Source organism: Streptomyces sp. NBC_00536 (assembly GCF_036346295.1).
Lineage (GTDB): Bacteria > Actinomycetota > Actinomycetes > Streptomycetales > Streptomycetaceae > Streptomyces.
Genome location: NZ_CP107819.1, coordinates 2,386,933 through 2,404,755, shown reverse-complemented (window position 1 = coordinate 2,404,755; position 17,823 = coordinate 2,386,933). Strand labels below are relative to the sequence as shown.

12 protein-coding genes are annotated in these 17,823 nt (G+C 73.5%); 5 read left to right on the top strand and 7 right to left on the bottom strand.

Features of this window, described 5'->3' with window-relative positions:
- Positions 1-592 precede the first annotated feature (592 nt).
- A complete protein-coding gene (locus OHS33_RS10395) occupies positions 593-2,290 on the top strand; it encodes a carbohydrate-binding module family 20 domain-containing protein (RefSeq protein ID WP_330330101.1) in 1,698 nt (565 codons plus the stop codon).
- Between the two features lie 57 nt (positions 2,291-2,347).
- Positions 2,348-7,759: a pullulanase-type alpha-1,6-glucosidase gene (gene pulA, locus OHS33_RS10390; RefSeq protein ID WP_330330100.1), complete on the top strand. Its 5,412-nt coding sequence runs from the start codon at positions 2,348-2,350 to the stop codon at positions 7,757-7,759.
- Positions 7,760-7,777: 18 nt separating this feature from the next.
- Here the strand turns inward: pulA and OHS33_RS10385 are convergent, their stop codons facing one another.
- Positions 7,778-8,314 carry a GNAT family N-acetyltransferase gene (locus OHS33_RS10385; RefSeq protein WP_330330099.1) on the bottom strand — a complete coding sequence of 179 codons (537 nt, stop codon included), beginning with the start codon at positions 8,312-8,314 and terminating at the stop codon, positions 7,778-7,780.
- A gap of 10 nt (positions 8,315-8,324) precedes the next feature.
- On the bottom strand, positions 8,325-9,068 hold the full coding sequence (locus OHS33_RS10380) for a TetR/AcrR family transcriptional regulator (RefSeq protein ID WP_330330098.1): 744 nt from the start codon (positions 9,066-9,068) through the stop codon (positions 8,325-8,327).
- 92 nt (positions 9,069-9,160) lie between these two features.
- On the opposite strand from OHS33_RS10380, the gene OHS33_RS10375 reads away from it, so the two are divergent.
- Positions 9,161-9,607, top strand: coding sequence for a hypothetical protein (locus OHS33_RS10375; protein WP_330330097.1), 447 nt, complete (start codon positions 9,161-9,163; stop codon positions 9,605-9,607).
- A 30-nt stretch (positions 9,608-9,637) separates the two neighbouring features.
- On the opposite strand, the gene OHS33_RS10370 is transcribed toward OHS33_RS10375, so the two are convergent.
- The 5 genes from OHS33_RS10370 to OHS33_RS10350 all read right to left on the bottom strand — a co-directional run bounded on the left by OHS33_RS10370 (position 9,638) and on the right by OHS33_RS10350 (position 15,400).
- On the bottom strand, positions 9,638-10,684 hold the full coding sequence (locus OHS33_RS10370; protein WP_330334989.1) for a PDR/VanB family oxidoreductase: 1,047 nt from the start codon (positions 10,682-10,684) through the stop codon (positions 9,638-9,640).
- Between the two features lie 44 nt (positions 10,685-10,728).
- Positions 10,729-11,628, bottom strand: a complete 900-nt coding sequence (locus OHS33_RS10365) for a metal-dependent hydrolase (protein WP_330330096.1) — start codon at positions 11,626-11,628, stop codon at positions 10,729-10,731.
- A 62-nt stretch (positions 11,629-11,690) separates the two neighbouring features.
- Positions 11,691-13,628, bottom strand: coding sequence for a hypothetical protein (locus OHS33_RS10360; RefSeq protein ID WP_330330095.1), 1,938 nt, complete (start codon positions 13,626-13,628; stop codon positions 11,691-11,693).
- A 337-nt stretch (positions 13,629-13,965) separates the two neighbouring features.
- A complete protein-coding gene (locus tag OHS33_RS10355; protein ID WP_330330094.1) occupies positions 13,966-14,760 on the bottom strand; it encodes a tyrosine-protein phosphatase in 795 nt (264 codons plus the stop codon).
- Positions 14,761-14,809: 49 nt separating this feature from the next.
- A complete protein-coding gene (locus OHS33_RS10350; protein WP_330330093.1) occupies positions 14,810-15,400 on the bottom strand; it encodes a rhomboid-like protein in 591 nt (196 codons plus the stop codon).
- 225 nt (positions 15,401-15,625) lie between these two features.
- Between OHS33_RS10350 and OHS33_RS10345 the strand changes: the two genes are divergently transcribed.
- The gene (locus OHS33_RS10345) at positions 15,626-16,237 is read left to right on the top strand and encodes a hypothetical protein (RefSeq protein WP_330330092.1); all 612 of its coding nucleotides are present in this window, start codon (positions 15,626-15,628) and stop codon (positions 16,235-16,237) included.
- A 62-nt stretch (positions 16,238-16,299) separates the two neighbouring features.
- Positions 16,300-17,790, top strand: a complete 1,491-nt coding sequence (locus tag OHS33_RS10340; protein WP_330330091.1) for a PepSY-associated TM helix domain-containing protein — start codon at positions 16,300-16,302, stop codon at positions 17,788-17,790.
- Positions 17,791-17,823 lie beyond the last annotated feature (33 nt).

Sequence of the window (17,823 nt, the reverse complement as noted above, 5' to 3'; positions counted from 1 at the left end):
CATCCACCGGCCCAGCCTGTTTCCGAGGCGGGCCACGCTGGTCAAGCTGTTCGCGGCGGACACGTGGATCGCCCTCGACGACGTCGAGTTCACCCGCTTACCGGGCCGGTCCGCACTGGGCCCGCCTCGTCCAGGCCCCGGAGCCAGTGGGGGCCGCGTTCGGCAGCGGCCGGACCGCCGCAGTCGGCGCCGCTCATATCGGTGCGGGACCGGCCGGCGCGGAAGACCTGACGCGTGAGCAGTACACCGCTGCGGTGAAGGCCCGTCGTCGCGGCGGAGCCACTGGCCGCTGAGCCTTCCGGGACCGCGACCGTCTGCGCCGCCGTCCACCGTCAGCACGATCCACTCCGGCATGTCGTAGCCGTACTGCTGCCCGACCCGCGTGGCCAGGCGGGCCTCCGCTGCGCCCCGGGCCGACTCCTGCGTGCCCCCAGGCGCGTCCGCGCCTGACGCTCCCGCGCGGAACCCGGCAGGACCCGCCAGGACACGGCGGAGAAACAATTCTGCAATCTCTTGCGCAAGGTCTTGCAGCGGGCAGGGGCGGGGCCTACGGTCGCCAACAATCCCCACCTCTTTCGCCAGGAGGCCCCCCATGCCCCGCATCCACAGAGCCGTGGTCGCGCTCACCGTCCTCAGCGCCGCCGCCTTCACCTGGCAGGCGCCGCAGGCCGTCGCCTCGCCGCCCGCCCAACGGGACGTCACCGCCGTCCTCTTCGAGTGGAACTTCGCCTCCGTCGCCAAGGCCTGCACCGATAGCCTCGGCCCCGCCGGGTACGGGTACGTGCAGGTCTCGCCGCCCCAGGAGCACATCCAGGGGTCCCAGTGGTGGACCTCGTACCAGCCCGTGAGCTACAAGATCGCCGGGCGGCTCGGTGACCGGGCCGGGTTCAAGGCGATGGTCGACACCTGCCACACGGCGGGCGTGAAGGTCGTCGCCGACTCCGTGATCAACCACATGGCCGCCTCCGACGGCACCGGAACCGGGGGCAGTTCGTACACGAAGTACAACTACCCGGGTCTTTACTCCGGCGCCGACATGGACGACTGCCGCGCCACCATCTCCAACTACCAGGACCGCGCCAACATCCAGAACTGCGAGCTGGTGCAGCTGGCCGACCTGGACACCGGCGAGGAGTACGTGCGCGGGCGCATCGCCGGGTACCTGAACGACCTGCTCTCCCTCGGGGTCGACGGCTTCCGCATCGACGCCGCCAAGCACATGCCCGCCGCCGACCTCGCCAACATCAAGTCCCGGCTGACCAAGCCGGACGCCTACTGGAAGCAGGAGGCGATCTACGGCGCGGGCGAGGCCGTCTCGCCGAGCGAGTACCTCGGCAACGGTGACGTGCAGGAGTTCCGCTACGCCCGCGACCTCAAGCGGATCTTCCAGAACGAGAACCTCGCCTCCCTCAAGAACTTCGGCGAGGCCTGGGGGTACATGCCCAGCGGCCAGGCCGCCGTCTTCGTCGACAACCACGACACCGAGCGCGGCGGTGACACCCTCAACCAGACCGCGGGCGCCACCTACACCCTCGCCAACGTCTTCATGCTGGCCTGGCCCTACGGCTCCCCGGACGTGCACTCGGGGTACGCGTTCACCGACCGGGACGCCGGTCCGCCCAATGGCGGGGCCGTCAACTCCTGTTACAGCGACGGGTGGACGTGCCAGCACGCCTGGCGCGAGATCTCCTCGATGGTGGGCTTCCACAACTCCGCCCGCGGTCAGGCCGTCACCAACTGGTGGGACAACGGCGGCGACCAGATCGCCTTCGGACGCGGGGCGACGGCGTACGTCGCCATCAACCACGAGGCGTCGGCGCTGACCCGGACCTTCCAGACCTCGCTCCCGGCGGGCGACTACTGCGACGTGCAGAGCGGCCGGGGCGTCACGGTGAACGGCTCCGGGCAGTTCACGGCGACCCTCGGACCGGACACGGCCGTCGCGCTCCACGTCAACGCCCGCACGTGCGCGGGCGGTACGACGCCCCCGCCCGCCGCGGCCGGGGCCTCCTTCGCGGTCAACGCCACCACCGTGCCCGGCCAGAACATCTACGTCACCGGTGACCAGGGCGCGCTGGGGAACTGGAACACCGCCTCCGCGCTCAAGCTCGACCCGGCCGCCTACCCGGTCTGGAAGCTCGACGTCTCCCTGCCCGCCGGGACGACCTTCGCCTACAAGTACGTCCGCAAGGACGCCGCGGGCAACGTCACCTGGGAGAGCGGCGCCAACCGTACGGCCACCGTCCCCGCGAGCGGCAAGGTCGCCCTCAGCGACACCTGGCGCAACTGATCCGTCGCTCCACCCCGCCGCCTCAGCCCATCCGCCCCGTCCCGAGGAGATTCCGCCTTGATACGCCCCGTCGCAGGAACCGTCGCCGCCGCGCTGGCGGTGGCCCTCCTGCCCGCACTCCCCGCGGCGGCCGCCGTCAAGGCTCCCGCTCCGCCGCCCTCGGACGCGAAACTGGCGGCGCAGCCCGCCCGGCACGATCTCACCCGGGAGCAGTTCTACTTCGTCCTCCCGGACCGGTTCGCGAACGGCGACCCGCGCAATGACCGGGGCGGGCTGACCGGCAGCCGCATGCAGACCGGTTTCGACCCGACCGACAAGGGCTTCTACCAGGGCGGGGACCTCAAGGGGCTGACCGACCGGCTGGACTACATCAAGGGGCTGGGCACCACCGCCATCTGGATGGCGCCCATCTTCAAGAACCAGCCGGTGCAGGGCGAGGGTTCGAACGCCTCGGCGGGCTACCACGGGTACTGGATCACGGACTTCACCCAGGTCGACCCGCACTTCGGGACCAACGCCGACCTGGAGCGGCTGATCGACAAGGCGCACGGGAAGGGGATGAAGGTCTTCTTCGATGTCATCACCAACCACACCGCCGATGTCGTCGACTATGAGGGGACGTCCCACTCCTATCTGTCGAAGGGGGCCTTTCCCTATCTGACCAAGGACGGGGTGGCCTTCGACGACTCCGACTACGCGGACGGGAAGAAGCCCTTCCCGAAGACGGGTCCGGCCTCCTTCCCGCGCACGCCGCTCGTGCCCGCGGCGAAGAAGGACGCGAAGGTCCCGGCCTGGCTGAACGATCCGGCGATGTACCACAACCGCGGTGACTCGACCTTCGCGGGCGAGTCCGCCGAGCAGGGCGACTTCTCCGGGCTCGACGACCTGTGGACCGAGCGTCCCGAGGTGGTCAGCGGGATGGAGAAGATCTACGAGAAGTGGGTGCGGGACTTCGATATCGACGGCTTCCGGATCGACACCGTCAAGCACGTCGACCTGCCGTTCTGGACGCAGTGGGCCACCGCCCTCGACGCGTACGCGGCCAAGCGCGGGCGCCCGAAGTTCTTCATGTTCGGCGAGGTGTACTCCGCGGACACCGCCGTCACCTCGCCGTACGTGACGCGGGGGCGCCTCGACGCCACCCTGGACTTCCCGCTCCAGGACGCGATCCGGGCGTACGCCGCCCAGGGCGCCGGAGCCGGGCGGCTGGCGTCCGTCCTCGGCGAGGACTACCGGTACACCAGCGACAAGGCGAACGCCTACGAGCAGGTGACCTTCCTCGGCAACCACGACATGGGGAGGTTCGGCTCCTTCCTGAAGCAGGACCGGCCGGGGGCGGGGGAGCAGGAGCTTCTGGACCGCTACCGGCTGGCGAACGAGCTGATGTTCTTCTCCCGGGGCAACCCGGTCATCTACTACGGCGACGAGCAGGGCTTCACGGGCGCGGGCGGCGACAAGGACGCCCGCCAGTCCCTCTTCGCCTCCAAGACCCCGGACTACCTCGATGACGACCAGCTCGGAACAGTGCGCACACACGCGAGCGATGCTTACGATCCGGGACACCCGCTCTACCAGCAGATCAGTGCTCTCTCGAAGCTGACCAAGGCCCACCCCGCCCTGCGCGACGGCGTCCAGAGCGAGCGCCTCGCCGACGGCTCCGTCTACGCCTTCGCCCGTACGGACCCCCGCACCCGCACCGAGTACCTGGTCGCCGCCAACAACGGCCCGGCCCCCCGCACCGTGGAACTCGACGCCCCGGCGGGCGCCGCCTACACCGTCCTCTACGGCGGCGCGGGCACCACCACGGTCTGGGCCTCCTCCACCGGCAAGCTCTCCGTCACCGCCCCCGCCCTCGGCAGCGTGGTCCTCATGGCCACCACCCCCCTCCCGGCCCCCGCCACCCGCCCCGCCGTCACCCTCGCCCCGCCCGCCCCCGGCACCACGGGCACCGCCGAACTGTCCGCCACCGTCACCGGCGGCGGCCCGAGCGGCCCGAGCGGCCTGAACCGCGTCGTCTTCGCCGCCCAGAGCGGCAACGACCCCTGGCAGGTCCTCGGCTCCGCCGACCACGCCCCCTACAAGGTCACCCAGCACATCACCGCCCCCCAGGGCACCCCGCTGCGCTACAAGGCCGTCGTCATCGACGCCTCCGGCCGCACCGCGAGCGCGCTGGCCGCCTCCACCGCCGGCCAGGCCCCGCCCCCCGAGGTCCCCACCGCCACCCAGCGCGAGGACGCGGTCGTCCACTACCACCGCCCCGACGGCGACTACACCAACTGGCGCCTCTACGCCTGGGGCGACCTCGCGGACGGCGAAGCCACCACCTGGCCCGCCGGGCACGACTTCACCGGCCGCGACGCCTACGGCGCCTTCGCCCACGTCAAGCTCAAGCCCGGCGCGAGCAGCGTCGGTTACCTGGTCATCGACAAGGACGGCACCAAGGACGTCGCCGCCGACCGCACCATCGACGTGACGAAGACCGGCGAGATCTGGCTGGAGCAGGGCAAGGAGCCCGCCCGCACCGACCGGCCCGCCTACCCGCCGCAGGACCAGAACAAGGCCGTCCTCCACCTCCAGCGCGCCGACGGCGCCTACGACGGCTGGGGCCTGCACGTGTGGACCGGCGCCGCCACCCCCACCGACTGGTCCAAGCCGCTGCTCCCCGCCCGCACCGATTCCTACGGCGCGGTCTACGAGGTCCCGCTCGCCCCCGGCGCCACCTCGCTCAGCTACATCCTCCACAAGGGCGACGAGAAGGACCTCCCCACCGACCAGTCCCTCGATCTCAAGGCCACCGGCCACGAGGCCTGGCTGCTCGCGGGCCGCCAGAAGTACCTGCTCCCGCAGCCCGCCGGATCCGCCGCCGCCCTCGACCTCACCAAGGCCGAGGCCGTCTGGATCGACCGCGACACCCTCGCCTGGAACGCCCCGCCCGCCGCCGCTTCAGTCCAGCTCCTGGCCTCCCGCGAGGGCGGGATCAAGGCCGCGGACGGCGCCCTCACCGGCACCGACAAGGCCCGCTGGCTGCGGCTGACCCCGGGCGCGCTGAGCGACGTACAGAAGAAGAAGTTCCCGCACCTGGCCGCGTACACCGCCTTCACCGTCGACCCGCGCGACCGCGACCGGGTGCGCGAGGCGCTGCGCGGGCAGCTCGTCGCGAGCGCCCGCGCCGCGAACGGCGCCGTGCTCGCCGCCACCGGGGTCCAGCTGGCGGGCGTACTGGACGACCTGTACGCGAACACCACCCCGCTCGGCCCCACCTTCTCCGCCCGCGGCCCCCGGCTCGCGCTCTGGGCGCCCACCGCCCAGCAGGTCTCCCTCGAACTCGACGGCGGCGCCCGCACCGTCCCCATGCACCGCGACGACGCCACCGGCGTCTGGTCGGTGGACGGCGAGCGCTCCTGGACCGGCAAGCGCTACCGCTACGCGGTGACCGTCTGGGCCCCGAGCGTGCGCCAGGTGGTCCGCAACCTGGTCACCGACCCCTACTCCACCGCGCTGACCACCGACTCGACGTACAGCCTGGTCACCGACCTGGCCGCCCCCGCGCTCCAGCCACCCGGCTGGCGCGACCTGCGCAAACCCGCGCCCGTCCCCTTCACCTCGGCCCAGATCCAGGAACTCCACATCCGGGACTTCTCGATCGCCGACCCCACCAGCAAGCACCCCGGCCAGTACCTGGCCTTCACCGACACCGACTCGGCCGGCATGAAGCACCTGCGCTCCCTCGCCGCGGCCGGCACCTCCTACGTCCACCTGCTCCCGGCCTTCGACATCGCCACCATCCCCGAGGACCCGGCCAACCGCACCACCCCCGCCTGCGACCTCACGGTCTACGCCCCCGACTCCCCGCAGCAGCAGGCCTGCGTGGCGGCCGCCGCCGCGAAGGACGCCTACAACTGGGGCTACGACCCGCTCCACTACACCGTCCCGGAGGGCTCGTACGCGAGCGACCCGAACGGCACCGCCCGCACGGTGGAGTTCCGCCGCATGGTCCAGTCCCTCAACGGCGCGGGCCTGCGCACGGTGATGGACGTGGTCTACAACCACACCGCGGCCTCCGGCCAGTCGGACCTGTCCGTCCTGGACCGCGTGGTCCCCGGCTACTACCAGCGCCTCCTCGCCGATGGCTCCGTCGCCACCAGCAGCTGCTGCTCCAACACCGCCACCGAGAACGCCATGATGGGCCGCCTGGTCGTGGACTCGGTCGTCACCTGGGCCAAGGAGTACAAGGTCGACGGCTTCCGCTTCGACCTGATGGGACACCAGCCGAAGGCCAACATCCTGGCCGTGCGCGCCGCCCTGGACCGGCTGACCCCCGCCAAGGACGGGGTCGACGGGAAGAAGGTCATCCTCTACGGCGAGGGCTGGAACTTCGGCGAGGCCGCCGATGACGCCCGCTTCGTCCAGGCCACCCAGAAGAACATGGCGGGCACCGGCATCGCCACCTTCTCCGACCGGGCCCGCGACGCGGTCCGCGGCGGCGGCCCCTTCGACGAGGACCCGCGCGTCCAGGGCTTCGCCTCCGGCCTGTTCACCGACCCCAACGCGGCCGCCGCCAACGGCACCCCCGAGCAGCAGCTCGCCCGGCTGCGGCACGCCCAGGACCTGATCAAGGTCGGGCTGACCGGCAACCTGGCGGGCTACCGCTTCACGGACGCCACCGGCCGTACGGTCACGGGCGCGCAGCTGGACTACAACGGCCAGGGCGCCGGATACGCGGCGGCGCCGGGCGACGCGCTCGCCTACGCGGACGCCCACGACAACGAGTCGCTGTACGACGCCCTCAAATACAAGCTCCCGCCCGCGACCCCGGCCGCCGACCAGGCCCGTATGCAGGTCCTGGCGATGGCCACGGCCACCCTCTCCCAGGGCCCCTCGCTCTCCCAGGCGGGCACCGACCTGCTGCGCTCGAAGTCCCTGGACCGCAACTCCTTCGACAGCGGCGACTGGTTCAACGCCATCCACTGGACCTGCGCGGACGCCAGTGGCACGGGCAACGGCTTCGGCCGGGGCCTGCCGCCCGCCGCCGACAACCGGGCGAAGTGGCCGTACGCCGCCCCGCTGCTGACCACCCCCGGCCCGTCCTGCACCGACATCACCGGTGCCTCGGCCGCCTACCGGGACCTGCTGTCCATCCGCACCACCGAAGCCGACTTCGCCCTGACCGGCACGGCCGAGGTCCAGGCGCGGCTGGCCTTCCCGCTCGCGGGCCCGGCGGAGACCCCGGGCGTCATCACCATGACCCTCGGCGACCTCGTGGTGGTCTTCAACGCCACGCCCACCGCGCAGCAGCAGCGCGTACCGTCCCTCGCCGGACGGCCGTACGTCCTGCACCCGCGCCAGGCCGCGGGCGCCGACCCGGTGGTCAAGTCCGCGGCGTACGACACCGGGACCGGCGGCTTCACGGTCCCGGCCCGCACGGTGGCCGTCTTCACGACGAAGGGGGCGGCGCAGGGAGCCCGCTGAGCGGGATCAAGGGCCGCCTCACACCACGGTGAGGCGGTCCAGCCGCTTCTCCAGCAGGATCACCCCGTACACCCGCCCGTCCGAGGCCTGCTTGGACGGGAACTCCCCGACCACCCGGTAGCCCGCGCCCTGGTAGTACGCGAGCAGCCGGGGGTTGGTGGAGACGCAGTCCAGCCGCACCCGCTCCAGGCCGGCCCGGGCGATGCGCCGCTCCGCGTGTTCGAGGAGGCGCCGCCCGGCTCCGGCGGGCGCGGCCTCGCGCTCGACCATCAGCCGGTGCACGTACCCGGCGACCGGCGGCTGGACGCCCCAGGCCTCCTCGTCGGACCACCACAGTTCGTACGCCCCGCACACCCGCCCGTCGGCATCGGCGCCGATCCACACCTCGCCGTCCTTCATCCGGGCGCGGAAGTGCGCGGTGTCCTTCTCGCCCGGCTTCCACTGCTCGATGCCCCGCGCCCGCATCCACCGGGCGGCCTGGTCGTACAGGGACACCAGCGTGCCGGCGTCCTTCTCCTCGGCCTGCCGGAACAAGATCCCGTCGTCAATGATCACGCGGTCATTATCACCGCGGGCGGGGCACCGGCTGATGCGCCGACGGCTGCGTCGACTGAGGTACTGCGGGCACGAACGCCGCGAGCCGCCGCACCAGTTCACCGAACGGGCCGTCCGCGGGCTCGTCCGCCAGGATCCGCACCAGCAGCGCGGCCATCTCCTCGTCGTAGGCGGCGCTCACCGCGGCGAGCGCGGCGAAGTCGTGCACCAGCTGCAACTCCAGCTCGGCGCGCGGGATCCGGCGGCCGTCGAGCCAGATCAGCGCGGTGGACTCGGCGAGCGAGACCCAGGAGCGCACGACCAGCTCCAGCCGCGCGGGCGGCCGCTGGACGCCGAGGTGGCTGAGGATCTGCTCGTAGGCGGCCTGGCGGACCTCGTCGATCATCGCGTTGGTGCGGCTGGAGCCGACCGCGGGGCCGCCGCGCATCAGGGCGGAGAAGCCGGGGCCGTGCTCGTCGACGAAGGCGAAGTACCGGCCCATGACCCGCAGCAGCCGGGCGCCCAGGGGCCCTTCGGGCGGTTCGTCGAAGCGCGCGGCCAACTCGTCGGCGGCCCGCCGCAGCGCGGCCTCGTACAGGCTCAACTTGCCCGGAAAGTAGTGGTAGACGAGCGGCCGCGATATCCCGGCGGCCGCCGCGATCTCGTCGATCGACACCTCGTCGGGCGACCGGTGGCTGAAGAGGTCCAGCGCCACCCCGATCAGCTGCTGCCGCCGCTCCTCGACACCCATCCTGCGTCGCACCCCGGTTGTCATGGCAACACCCTACGGGTAGTGCGCGCGGGACTGCATCCGCTATGTTGAACACGTTCAACTGAACGCGTTCAGAATCCAGGGTGGCGGGGGCGATGACCGGCATGCGGGCAGCCGTGACGGTACGAGCGGTGCGGGACGACGACCGGATCCACTGGCTGCAGCGCACCTTCGCGCTGGTCGCGGCGGTGGAAGCGCTCGTCGTCGTCGCGGGCGTGCTGCGCATGGGCGAGTGGGGCCAGCCCGCCACCTGGGGTGTCCTGGTGACGACCGTACCGATCCTGGCGCCGTCCTTCCTCGGCCACCGCCGGGCCGCCTTCGTCGGCGCCTGCCAGGCCATCGGCGCGGCCCTCATCCTGTGGTCCGTGGCGGGCTGTTCGCTGGGCGGAGTCTTCTTCCTTCCCGCCGCGCTGCTCCTGCTGCTCGCGGCGGTCGCCGATCCGCGCCGCCGCCCGGTCGGGGCCTGGGCGGCCTGCGTTCCGGGGGCCCTCCTGACGGCCGTCGTGGTCTGCGCCGCCCGGTACCTGACCGTCCACCTGTGAGCCTGAACCCGCCGGTCGCAACGGTCCCGCTCAGAGGTCCAGCGTCAGGTGTTCTCCCCGGGCCCGGGACACGCACAGCAGCATCGACGTCCCGCGCTCCTCGTCCGTCAGCAGGTCGTCGCGGTGGTCCACCTCGCCCGACAGGACTCCCTGCCGGCAGGTGCCGCAGAAGCCCTGCTCGCAGGAGTACGGGGTGTCGGGCAGCTCCCGGCGCACCGCCGCCAGCGTCGTGCCGTCCGCCGGGACCTCGACCGTGCGGCCCGAGCGCGCCAGCGTCACCGTGAACGGCGCGTCCGCGCCCGAGGGCGCGCCCGGAGCGAACCGCTCCAGCCGGACCTCCACACCGGCCGGGGCCGCCGCCACCGCCGCCGCCATCAGCGGCTCCGGGCCGCAGCAGTAGACCAGCGTGCCCGCCGGGGCCGCCCCGAGCACGCTCAGGCCCGGCAGGCCCGCCTCGTCCTCGGGGACCACCGTGACCCGCTCCCCGTACGCCGCCAGCTCGTCCAGGAACGGCATCGAGGCCCGCGAGCGGCCGCCGTAGAGCAGGGTCCAGGCGGCCCCCGCCGCCGTGGCCGCACGCAGCATCGGCAGGATCGGGGTGATCCCGATCCCGCCCGCGACGAAGACGTACGACGGGGCCGCGGCCAGCGCGAACCGGTTGCGCGGCGGCCGCAGTTCCAGCTCCGAGCCCTCCGTCAGCCCCGCGTGCGCCTCGCGCGAACCGCCGCGCCCGTCCTCGACCAGCCGGACCGCGATCGTGTAGCGGCCCGTGTCCGCCGGGTCCCCGCACAGCGAGTACTGGCGCACCAGCCCCGACGGCAGCGTGATGTCGATGTGCGCGCCCGGGCTCCACGCGGGCAGCTCCGGTGATTCCAGGACCAGGTGGAGCACCCCCTCGGCGGGCTCCGTGCGCGAGACGATCAGCGCGCGCAGGGCCCGGCGCGGCGAGTACCCCGATATCGGGTGTTCCAGGGCGGGGAGCGGCCACAGCGGCGAGCGCTCGATCCGCCGCCGCAGGGCCCGCCTGGCCAGCCACGCGGCCCCGGCCGCCGCGGTCACGGTGGCCGCGCGCCGCACCGCCGGGCTCAGAGCGCTCGCCGGGCCGATCGCGCTCACCGGGCTCACCGGGCACCGCCGTTCGCGCCGGGCGAGGTGGCGAGGTACGCCGCGGCCTGGGCGGTCGACCCCTCCTGCGAGGGGTGGTACGTACGGGACAGGTACGAGGGGATCGACTTCAGCATCGCGCCGGTCGAGGGCAGTACGCCCTGCTGTCCCGCCCGGAAGAACTGGCCGAAGGACGCCTTGGCCCGCGGCAGGCCCGGGTCGTTCTCCATGAAGAAGCGGGCGCCGCGCTGCCACAGGAACACCAGCGCGGTGAAGGCCGTCGCCCAGGTCCTGGCCCGGCGCCGGTAGCCGCCGTCGATGTGCATGAACAGCTCGAAGGCCACCGCCCGGTGCTCGACCTCCTCCGCCCCGTGCCAGCGCAGCAGGTCCAGCATCACCGGGTCCGCGCCCCGCCGGTCCAGCTCGTCGGCGTTCAGGATCCAGTTGCCGAGGAAGGCGGTGTAGTGCTCGATCGCCGCGATCGTCGCCACCCGCTCCTTGAGCCACCACTCGCGGGCCCGGCCCGGCGGCAGGGTGCGGTCCCCGAGGAGCTTCTCGAAGAGCCAGTCCACCTGCGCGGTGTACGGGGTGGGGTCCAGGCCCAGGCGCTTGAGGTGGGGGAGTACGTCGTCGTGCGCGGCGGCGTGCATCGCCTCCTGGCCGATGAAGCCGACCACGTCCGCCCGCAGCCGTTCGTCCGTGATGTACGGCAGCACCTGCTTGTACACGTGGACGAACCAGCGCTCGCCCGCCGGGAGCAGCAGGTGCAGCACGTTCATGGTGTGCCCGGCGAAGGGGTCGCCGGGCAGCCAGTGGAGCGGGGTGTCCTCCCAGGAGAAGGACACGTTCCGGGCCCTGAGCGGTATGTGCTCCGACGCCACGGGTGCGGGTGCAGGTGCGGACGGCGTATTAGACATGGCGTCAATGTACTGATGGGTAGAGCCCGCGCAACACCCCCGTGCAGCTTCCGGTCGCGGGACTACCGCAGGACGCCCGCCTTCGAGCCGTCCGTCAGCTTCCCGGACAGTTCCACCTGAGCGCCCTCCGGTGCCTTCACCGCCAGCCGGTTCCCGGCCGCCGACCCCGTGGCCCCGCCCGTCACCGACAGCGACGTGAACTGGGCCGTGCCCGCCGCCAGTACGTACCAGTGGCCGCCCTGCGACTTCCACAGCACGCCCGCCAGCACCCGGGGCTCCCGCGGCCCGCAGGCCGGTGAACCCTCCGCCTTGGCCGCCTGCGCCGCCACCTGCGCGCCCGGCGCCAGGAACTGCGCCTGCACCCGGTCCGCCGTGCCCCGCCAGGTCTCGGCCCGGGTGCACAGCCACTCCGCCGTACCGTTGTTCTCCGGCAGCGGCTGGCGCGCGTACGCCCACGAGTTGACCGACCGCACCCCGTGCGAACGGACCGCCGGCAGCAGGCACGCGATCCGCGACCACTCGCTCAGCTCCGCCGCCTGCGTCACGTCACGCACCGCGCCCGGAGCGCCCGAGGTCAGCCGGGCCGGGGTCAGCTCGCCCAGGTCCGTCACCAGCCGGGGCCCGGCGGCCGTCTCCAGGGCCAGCGCGTTCCAGGCGGTACACGAACCCGCCGGAGCCGGACCCGCCACCGGAGCGGTGATCCCGTCCGCGGCCAGCCGCAGCGGCGTCGGCGCGTCGGAGGGCTTGAGGAGGTCCCGTACCGACGCCCCCGTCACCCAGGGAGCCGTCAGATAGCGGACGTTGCCGTCCACCCGGCTCAGCACCAGCGCCGTCGCCGACTCGGCCGCAGCGCCGTCCGTACGGGCGAAGTCCAGGGCCGCGCCCGCGGTCCCGGAGCGCGGCTCGGCGTAACGCACCACGCGCAGCCCGTCGTACATCAGCACCACCACCGCCTGGTCGACCGCGCCCGCGAACAGCAGCTGCGGCGGTCCCATCGGCGGCCCCGCCGGAGTACCGGGGGTCGCCGACACCACCACCGAGGCGCCGGGGCGGGCCCAGACGGCCAGCGCGCGGCGCAGCAGCTCCTTGTCGTCCGTACGGTCGCCCCGCGCGGGCCAGACCGCGAAGTCGGAGCGGTCGGCGCCGCGCCAGTCCGCGGCCCCCGCGCGGGTCACCTTCGCCGGGTCCAGCGCCTGCTCGGCCGCCGCGTTACGGGCGTACGCGGGCGCGGCGGCCCCATCGGCGCCCCAGCCCCCGCCCGGCAGCCCCAGCAGCGCCCCGCCCACCAGCAGCGCCACGCCCGCCGCGAGCGAACCCCGCACCCAGCGGCGGCGGCGCAGCAGGTCCGTGGGGCGGGCCTGCAGCACGCACGGATCGAACTCGGGGGAGGCGAAGAGGGCGTCGTTCGAAGGCCCCCCGGCGGCGGCCAGCGCGGCCTCCGGATCCACCACCCCGGCCTCCGTCAGCACCAGCAGCACCTCCGGGCCGTCCAGCCGCTCCAGCGCCCGCAGCACGCACGCGGCGCGGGCGGGCCCGTCGAGCGTGGCCAGCCACTGGTCCAGGGCCAGCTCCTCGGCCCCGCCGGAACGCGGGAACAGCCGCAGCCCCCACACCTGCGGCAGCGCGGGCGGAAACTGCGCGCGGCGGGGCAGGGACCGGAAGGTCAGCGGCAGCCCGGCCTCCAGCGCGGCCCGCAGCACCCGCAGCCGGACGTACGCGTACCCGGCGTCGGAGGCGGGATCGGCGTCCTGCGCACCGCGCTGGAACGGTACGAGGCCCTGCGCGCCGGACGCCTCCCGGCCGCGCGGCAGCGCCCGCTGGGTCAGCGAATGCGCGGTCAGCACCCGGCGGTTGCGCCCGAGGGAGGGCGGCAGCACGAGGTAGGCGAGCCGCACCAGCCGCGGATAGTGCTCGACGATGGCGGCCTCGGCGCGCTCGACGTCGACCCCGGCGTCGAGGGGATGCGGGCGGGGGCGGGTGGCGGTGTCCGGCGCAGTCACGTTCAGCAGAACGAGCGAATCCCCGTATGGTCACCCCGCCGGCTCTTGCCGGGGGCGCGCTTGGCCCCTGCGGGGCAATTCCAGCCTCGCCGGCGTTTGAGGCGCGGGTCTGGGCAGAGCCCAGGAGTGCGGCCTGCGGTCGCGTGTCAAGGGTGGGGGCGCCTGCGGCTGGCGTCCCGGGCGCTGCCCGGACCCGGTCCTCAAACGCCGGACGGGCTGGGGTGGGCCGGGCGTCCCGGGAGGTGGCCCCGGTCCTCAAACGCCGGACGGGCTGAAAACAGCCTCGCCGGCGTTTGAGGCGCGGGTCCGGGCGGAGCCCAGGGAAAGGGGGCCGGGGTCAGGTCGTGAGGCGGGTGCGGAGGGTGGTGATCGTGGGGTCGGGGACGCCGAGGCCTTCGCGGACGTACTTCTCCATCGACCCGTACCGCACCGCGACCTCGTCCAGCGCCGCCGCCAGGTACTCCGGCACGACCCCGATCAGCGCCAGCGCGATCTCCGGGTCACCGCCCGCCGCGGTGAAGCCCTCGATCATCGGGGCGAAGGCGGCGCGGACGGCCGGGTTGACCGAGAGGTACTCCGTCATCAGCGTCTCGTCATCGGCACCGAGCAGCGACAGGACCACGGTCGCCCCCCACCCGGTGCGGTCCTTGCCCGCCGTGCAGTGGAAGAGGAGCGGCCCGGACTCCTCGTCCGCCAGCTCCGTCAGCAGCGTCCGGTACGACCGCTGGCCCGAGGCCGAGCTGACGAAGGAGCGGTAGGTCTCGGCGAAGAGCGCCTGCGCCTTGCCGCCGCCCAGGTGCCGCTCCGCCACCGCGGGGTCGGCCAGCAGGTCCTTGAGCTGCGCGGCGGCCGGCATGCGGCCCGAGTTCACCTTGTCGGCCAGGACGTCGGCCACCAGCATCCGCGCCCCCGGAGGTGCCACGTCCGGGTGGTCGCCGCGTTCGGCGTCGGTGCGGAAGTCGATCACCGTCCGCAGGCCCAGCGCCGCCACGGCGGGGTCGGCGGCCAGGTCGAGCCGGTCGAGCTGGCCGGAGCGCAGCACCAGGCCGGGGCGCACCGTCCGGCCACCGGCTATTCGGGTGCCGCCGAGGTCGCGGAAGTTGGCGACGGTGGTGGACGGGGTGGCGGTCATCGTGGGCAACTCCAGTGGTACGGGCGGGCGGGCACGGCGCCGACCGCGCTCAGGCTATTTTCGGATGTTTTGTGCGGGAAAGGTAATCGGCGGCGAGGGCGACCCCGACCCCGATCCCCAGCGCCGCCAGGTGCCCGGCGTCGGTGAAGGTCCGCTCCCGCCGCAGCACCGGCCGCAGCGCGAGCGCCAGCAGCCCCGCCCGGGCGGCGCCGCGCACGGCCCCGCGCGGCAGCGCCGAGGTGAGGGCGCCCAGGACCGCGTTGAAGCCGTAGCTGGTCCCCACGTCCACCGCCCGCCGGGTCGGCGCCCCGGCCCGGCGCGCCCGCAGCGTCCCGTAAACGAGCAGCGTGGCCCCCGCGTGCCCGAGCAGGAAAACCCCGGCGGCCCACCAGGCCCCGTACGCGTACTCGGCGTACCCGAGGACGGTGAGCAGCAGCAGCGCGTAGGGCAGCGGCATCGGCTCCTCCACCACGAAGGCGCTGCTCAGCAGGGTCTCCCAGCGCCCGTCGGCGAGATTGTCGACATTGGTCGAGCAGCCCCGCAGCACCCGTTCGCGCTCCCGCTCGCCCAGCCGCTCCAGCGCGTACGCACCGAGCTGCACGCCGCCGGTGTAGACCGGCCCCAGCAGTAGTGGATTCACTTGATCATGATCGGCCATGGGCGCGTGGCCCGCACAACCGGTACCGCCGTTCCCGGCGGGCCCGGCGGGTGGGAACATGTTCGGACCATGTCACCTGCCCCCGCGCCCATGCGCCGTACGCGGGCCGCGATGTTCGCGGCGGTGTGTGTCGCATTGGCCGCGCTGGGGCATTCGTACATGTCTGGCCATGACATTCCGGTTCCAGGGCTTCTGGCAGCTTTTGGGGTGACCGGTTCCCTCGCCTGGCTCGCCGCCGGGCGCCGCCGCGGGGGCGTGGCCATCGGGGGCGCGCTGGTCGCCGTACAGGGCGTGCTCCACCTGCTGTTCTCCGCACTGGGCGAGCCGCACGGGACCGCGTCCCCGTCCGCGCCCGGCCCGGCACAGGCCGCCCACGGCCACGCGCCCATGCCCCCCATGCCGGGGATGGACGCGATGCCCGGGATGGCAGCCATGGACGGCATGGACGGCATGGGTGGCATGCCCGGCATGGACTCCATGGGTTCCATGGCCGGGCACGGCGGTCTCGGCATGATCGCCGCCCACGTGCTCGCCGCGCTGTTCTGCGCGGTGTGGCTCGCCTGGGGCGAGGCCGCGGTCTTCCGGCTTGCCCGCACGCTGGGGGCGCTCGCCGCGGTCGCGGCCGCGCCGTTGCGCCGGGCGCTGGGGCTCGTACGGGCGCACCGCCCCCGGACGCCCGCCCGCCCCGCGCGCCCCCGCACTCCGGAGCCGCCGCGCACGCTGCGCGGCGCCGTACGCGTCCATGACGCCGTCAAGCGGGGACCGCCCGGGCCGTCGCACACCCGCGCCACGGCCCCCGGCCGTCCTGCCTGCGCCTGACCGGCGATCCGGCGAGACCTGGGGCCGGTTTCCCCATGTCTTCGCCAACCCCTAGGACCGTCATGTCCATTGAGGAAATCAGGGACACCCATGTCCCTGCCGCCGATCCCGAAACCACCCCCGCCACCACCCCCGCCCCCGCGCCGCGGCCCCGCCGGCGCGGTGCCTGGGCGGCCCTGCGCCCGCTCGTCCTGCGCGTGCACTTCTACGCCGGGCTGCTCATGGCCCCGCTGCTCTTCGTCGCCGCCGCGACCGGGCTGATGTACGCCCTCTCCTTCCAGGCCGAGAAGGTCGTCTACTCCGACGAGCTGACCGTCGCCCACGTCGGACAGCACGCGCTGCCGCTCAGCGCACAGGTCGCGGCCGCCAAGGGGGCCGCGCCCAAGGGCGAGGTCACCGCGGTCTGGCCCGCGCCCGAGGCGGACGCCACCACCCGGGTGGTCATGAAGAGCCCGGGGCTCGCGGACGGCGAGACGCTCACCGTCTTCGTCGACCCCTACACCGCGGACGTGCGCGGGCAGCTGGCCACGACCGGCGACGCGCTGCCGCTGCGGGCCTGGCTCAGCGAGTTCCACTCCAGCCTCCAGCTCGGCGAGTTCGGGCGCAACTACAGTGAGCTGGCCGCGAGCTGGCTCTGGGTCGTCGCGCTCGGCGGGCTCGTGCTGTGGATCGGCCGAACCCGCAAGCGCCGGGCGGAGCTGGTCCTTCCGGACCGCGCGGCCACCGGGCGGCGCCGCACCCTGTCGTGGCACGGGACCGTCGGCCTGTGGGCCGTCGTGGGTCTGGTGGCCCTGTCGGCGACCGGTCTGACCTGGTCGAAGTACGCCGGTGAGAACATCGGGCAGCTCCAGGACCGGCTGGGCGGCGCCACCCCGTCCGTGTCCGCCAAGCTCAAGGGCGGCGCCGACGACGGCGGCGACGAGCACGCGAACCACAAGATCGACGCCAACGGCCAGATGATCATGCCGGTCGGCCCCGACGTCGGCATCGACAAGGCCGTCGAGGCCGCCCGCGCGGCCGGGGTCACCGAGCAGCTCCAGGTGACCCTGCCCGCCCAGGGCAAGGGGTACGTCATCAAGGAGCGGGACCGCACGGTCCCGGTCCACCTCGACGCGGTGTCCGTGGACCCCGCCGACGGCACGGTCATGGACGAACTGCGCTTCGCCGACTACCCGTTGCTCGCCAAGCTGACCCGCTTCGGCATCGACGGGCACATGGGCCTGCTGTTCGGGCTGGTCAACCAGCTCGCGCTGGCGGCCCTCGCCCTCGCGCTCATGTTCCTGGTCTTCTGGGGCTACCGCATGTGGTGGCTGCGCAGGCCGACCAAGGACCGCACCCTGTCCGTGGGCCGGGCCCAGCCGCGCGGGGCCTGGCGGAAGGCGCCGGTGACGGTGCTGCTGCCGCTGGCCGCAGTGACGGCCGTGGTCGGCTGGTTCGTGCCGCTGCTCGGGATCAGCCTGCTGTGCTTCCTGGCGGTGGACATGGTGCTCGGCGCGGTGTCCCGCCGCGGGAAGGCCCGGCGGGAGGAGCCCCAGGAGGCCCCGGCTTCCTGACCCTGCCCCGCACGCGCCAACGGTGGACCCGTG

What these genes read in the sequence shown, in the direction of transcription:
- OHS33_RS10355 (WP_330330094.1), bottom strand. Translation starts at nt 14,760, where the DNA reads ATGACCGCCACCCCGTCCACCACCGTCGCCAACTTCCGCGACCTCGGC.
- OHS33_RS10380 (WP_330330098.1), bottom strand. Translation starts at nt 9,068, where the DNA reads ATGACAACCGGGGTGCGACGCAGGATGGGTGTCGAGGAGCGGCGGCAG.
- OHS33_RS10365 (WP_330330096.1), bottom strand. Translation starts at nt 11,628, where the DNA reads ATGTCTAATACGCCGTCCGCACCTGCACCCGCACCCGTGGCGTCGGAG.
- OHS33_RS10340 (WP_330330091.1), top strand. Translation starts at nt 16,300, where the DNA reads ATGTCCATTGAGGAAATCAGGGACACCCATGTCCCTGCCGCCGATCCC.
- OHS33_RS10395 (WP_330330101.1), top strand. Translation starts at nt 593, where the DNA reads ATGCCCCGCATCCACAGAGCCGTGGTCGCGCTCACCGTCCTCAGCGCC.
- OHS33_RS10375 (WP_330330097.1), top strand. Translation starts at nt 9,161, where the DNA reads ATGACCGGCATGCGGGCAGCCGTGACGGTACGAGCGGTGCGGGACGAC.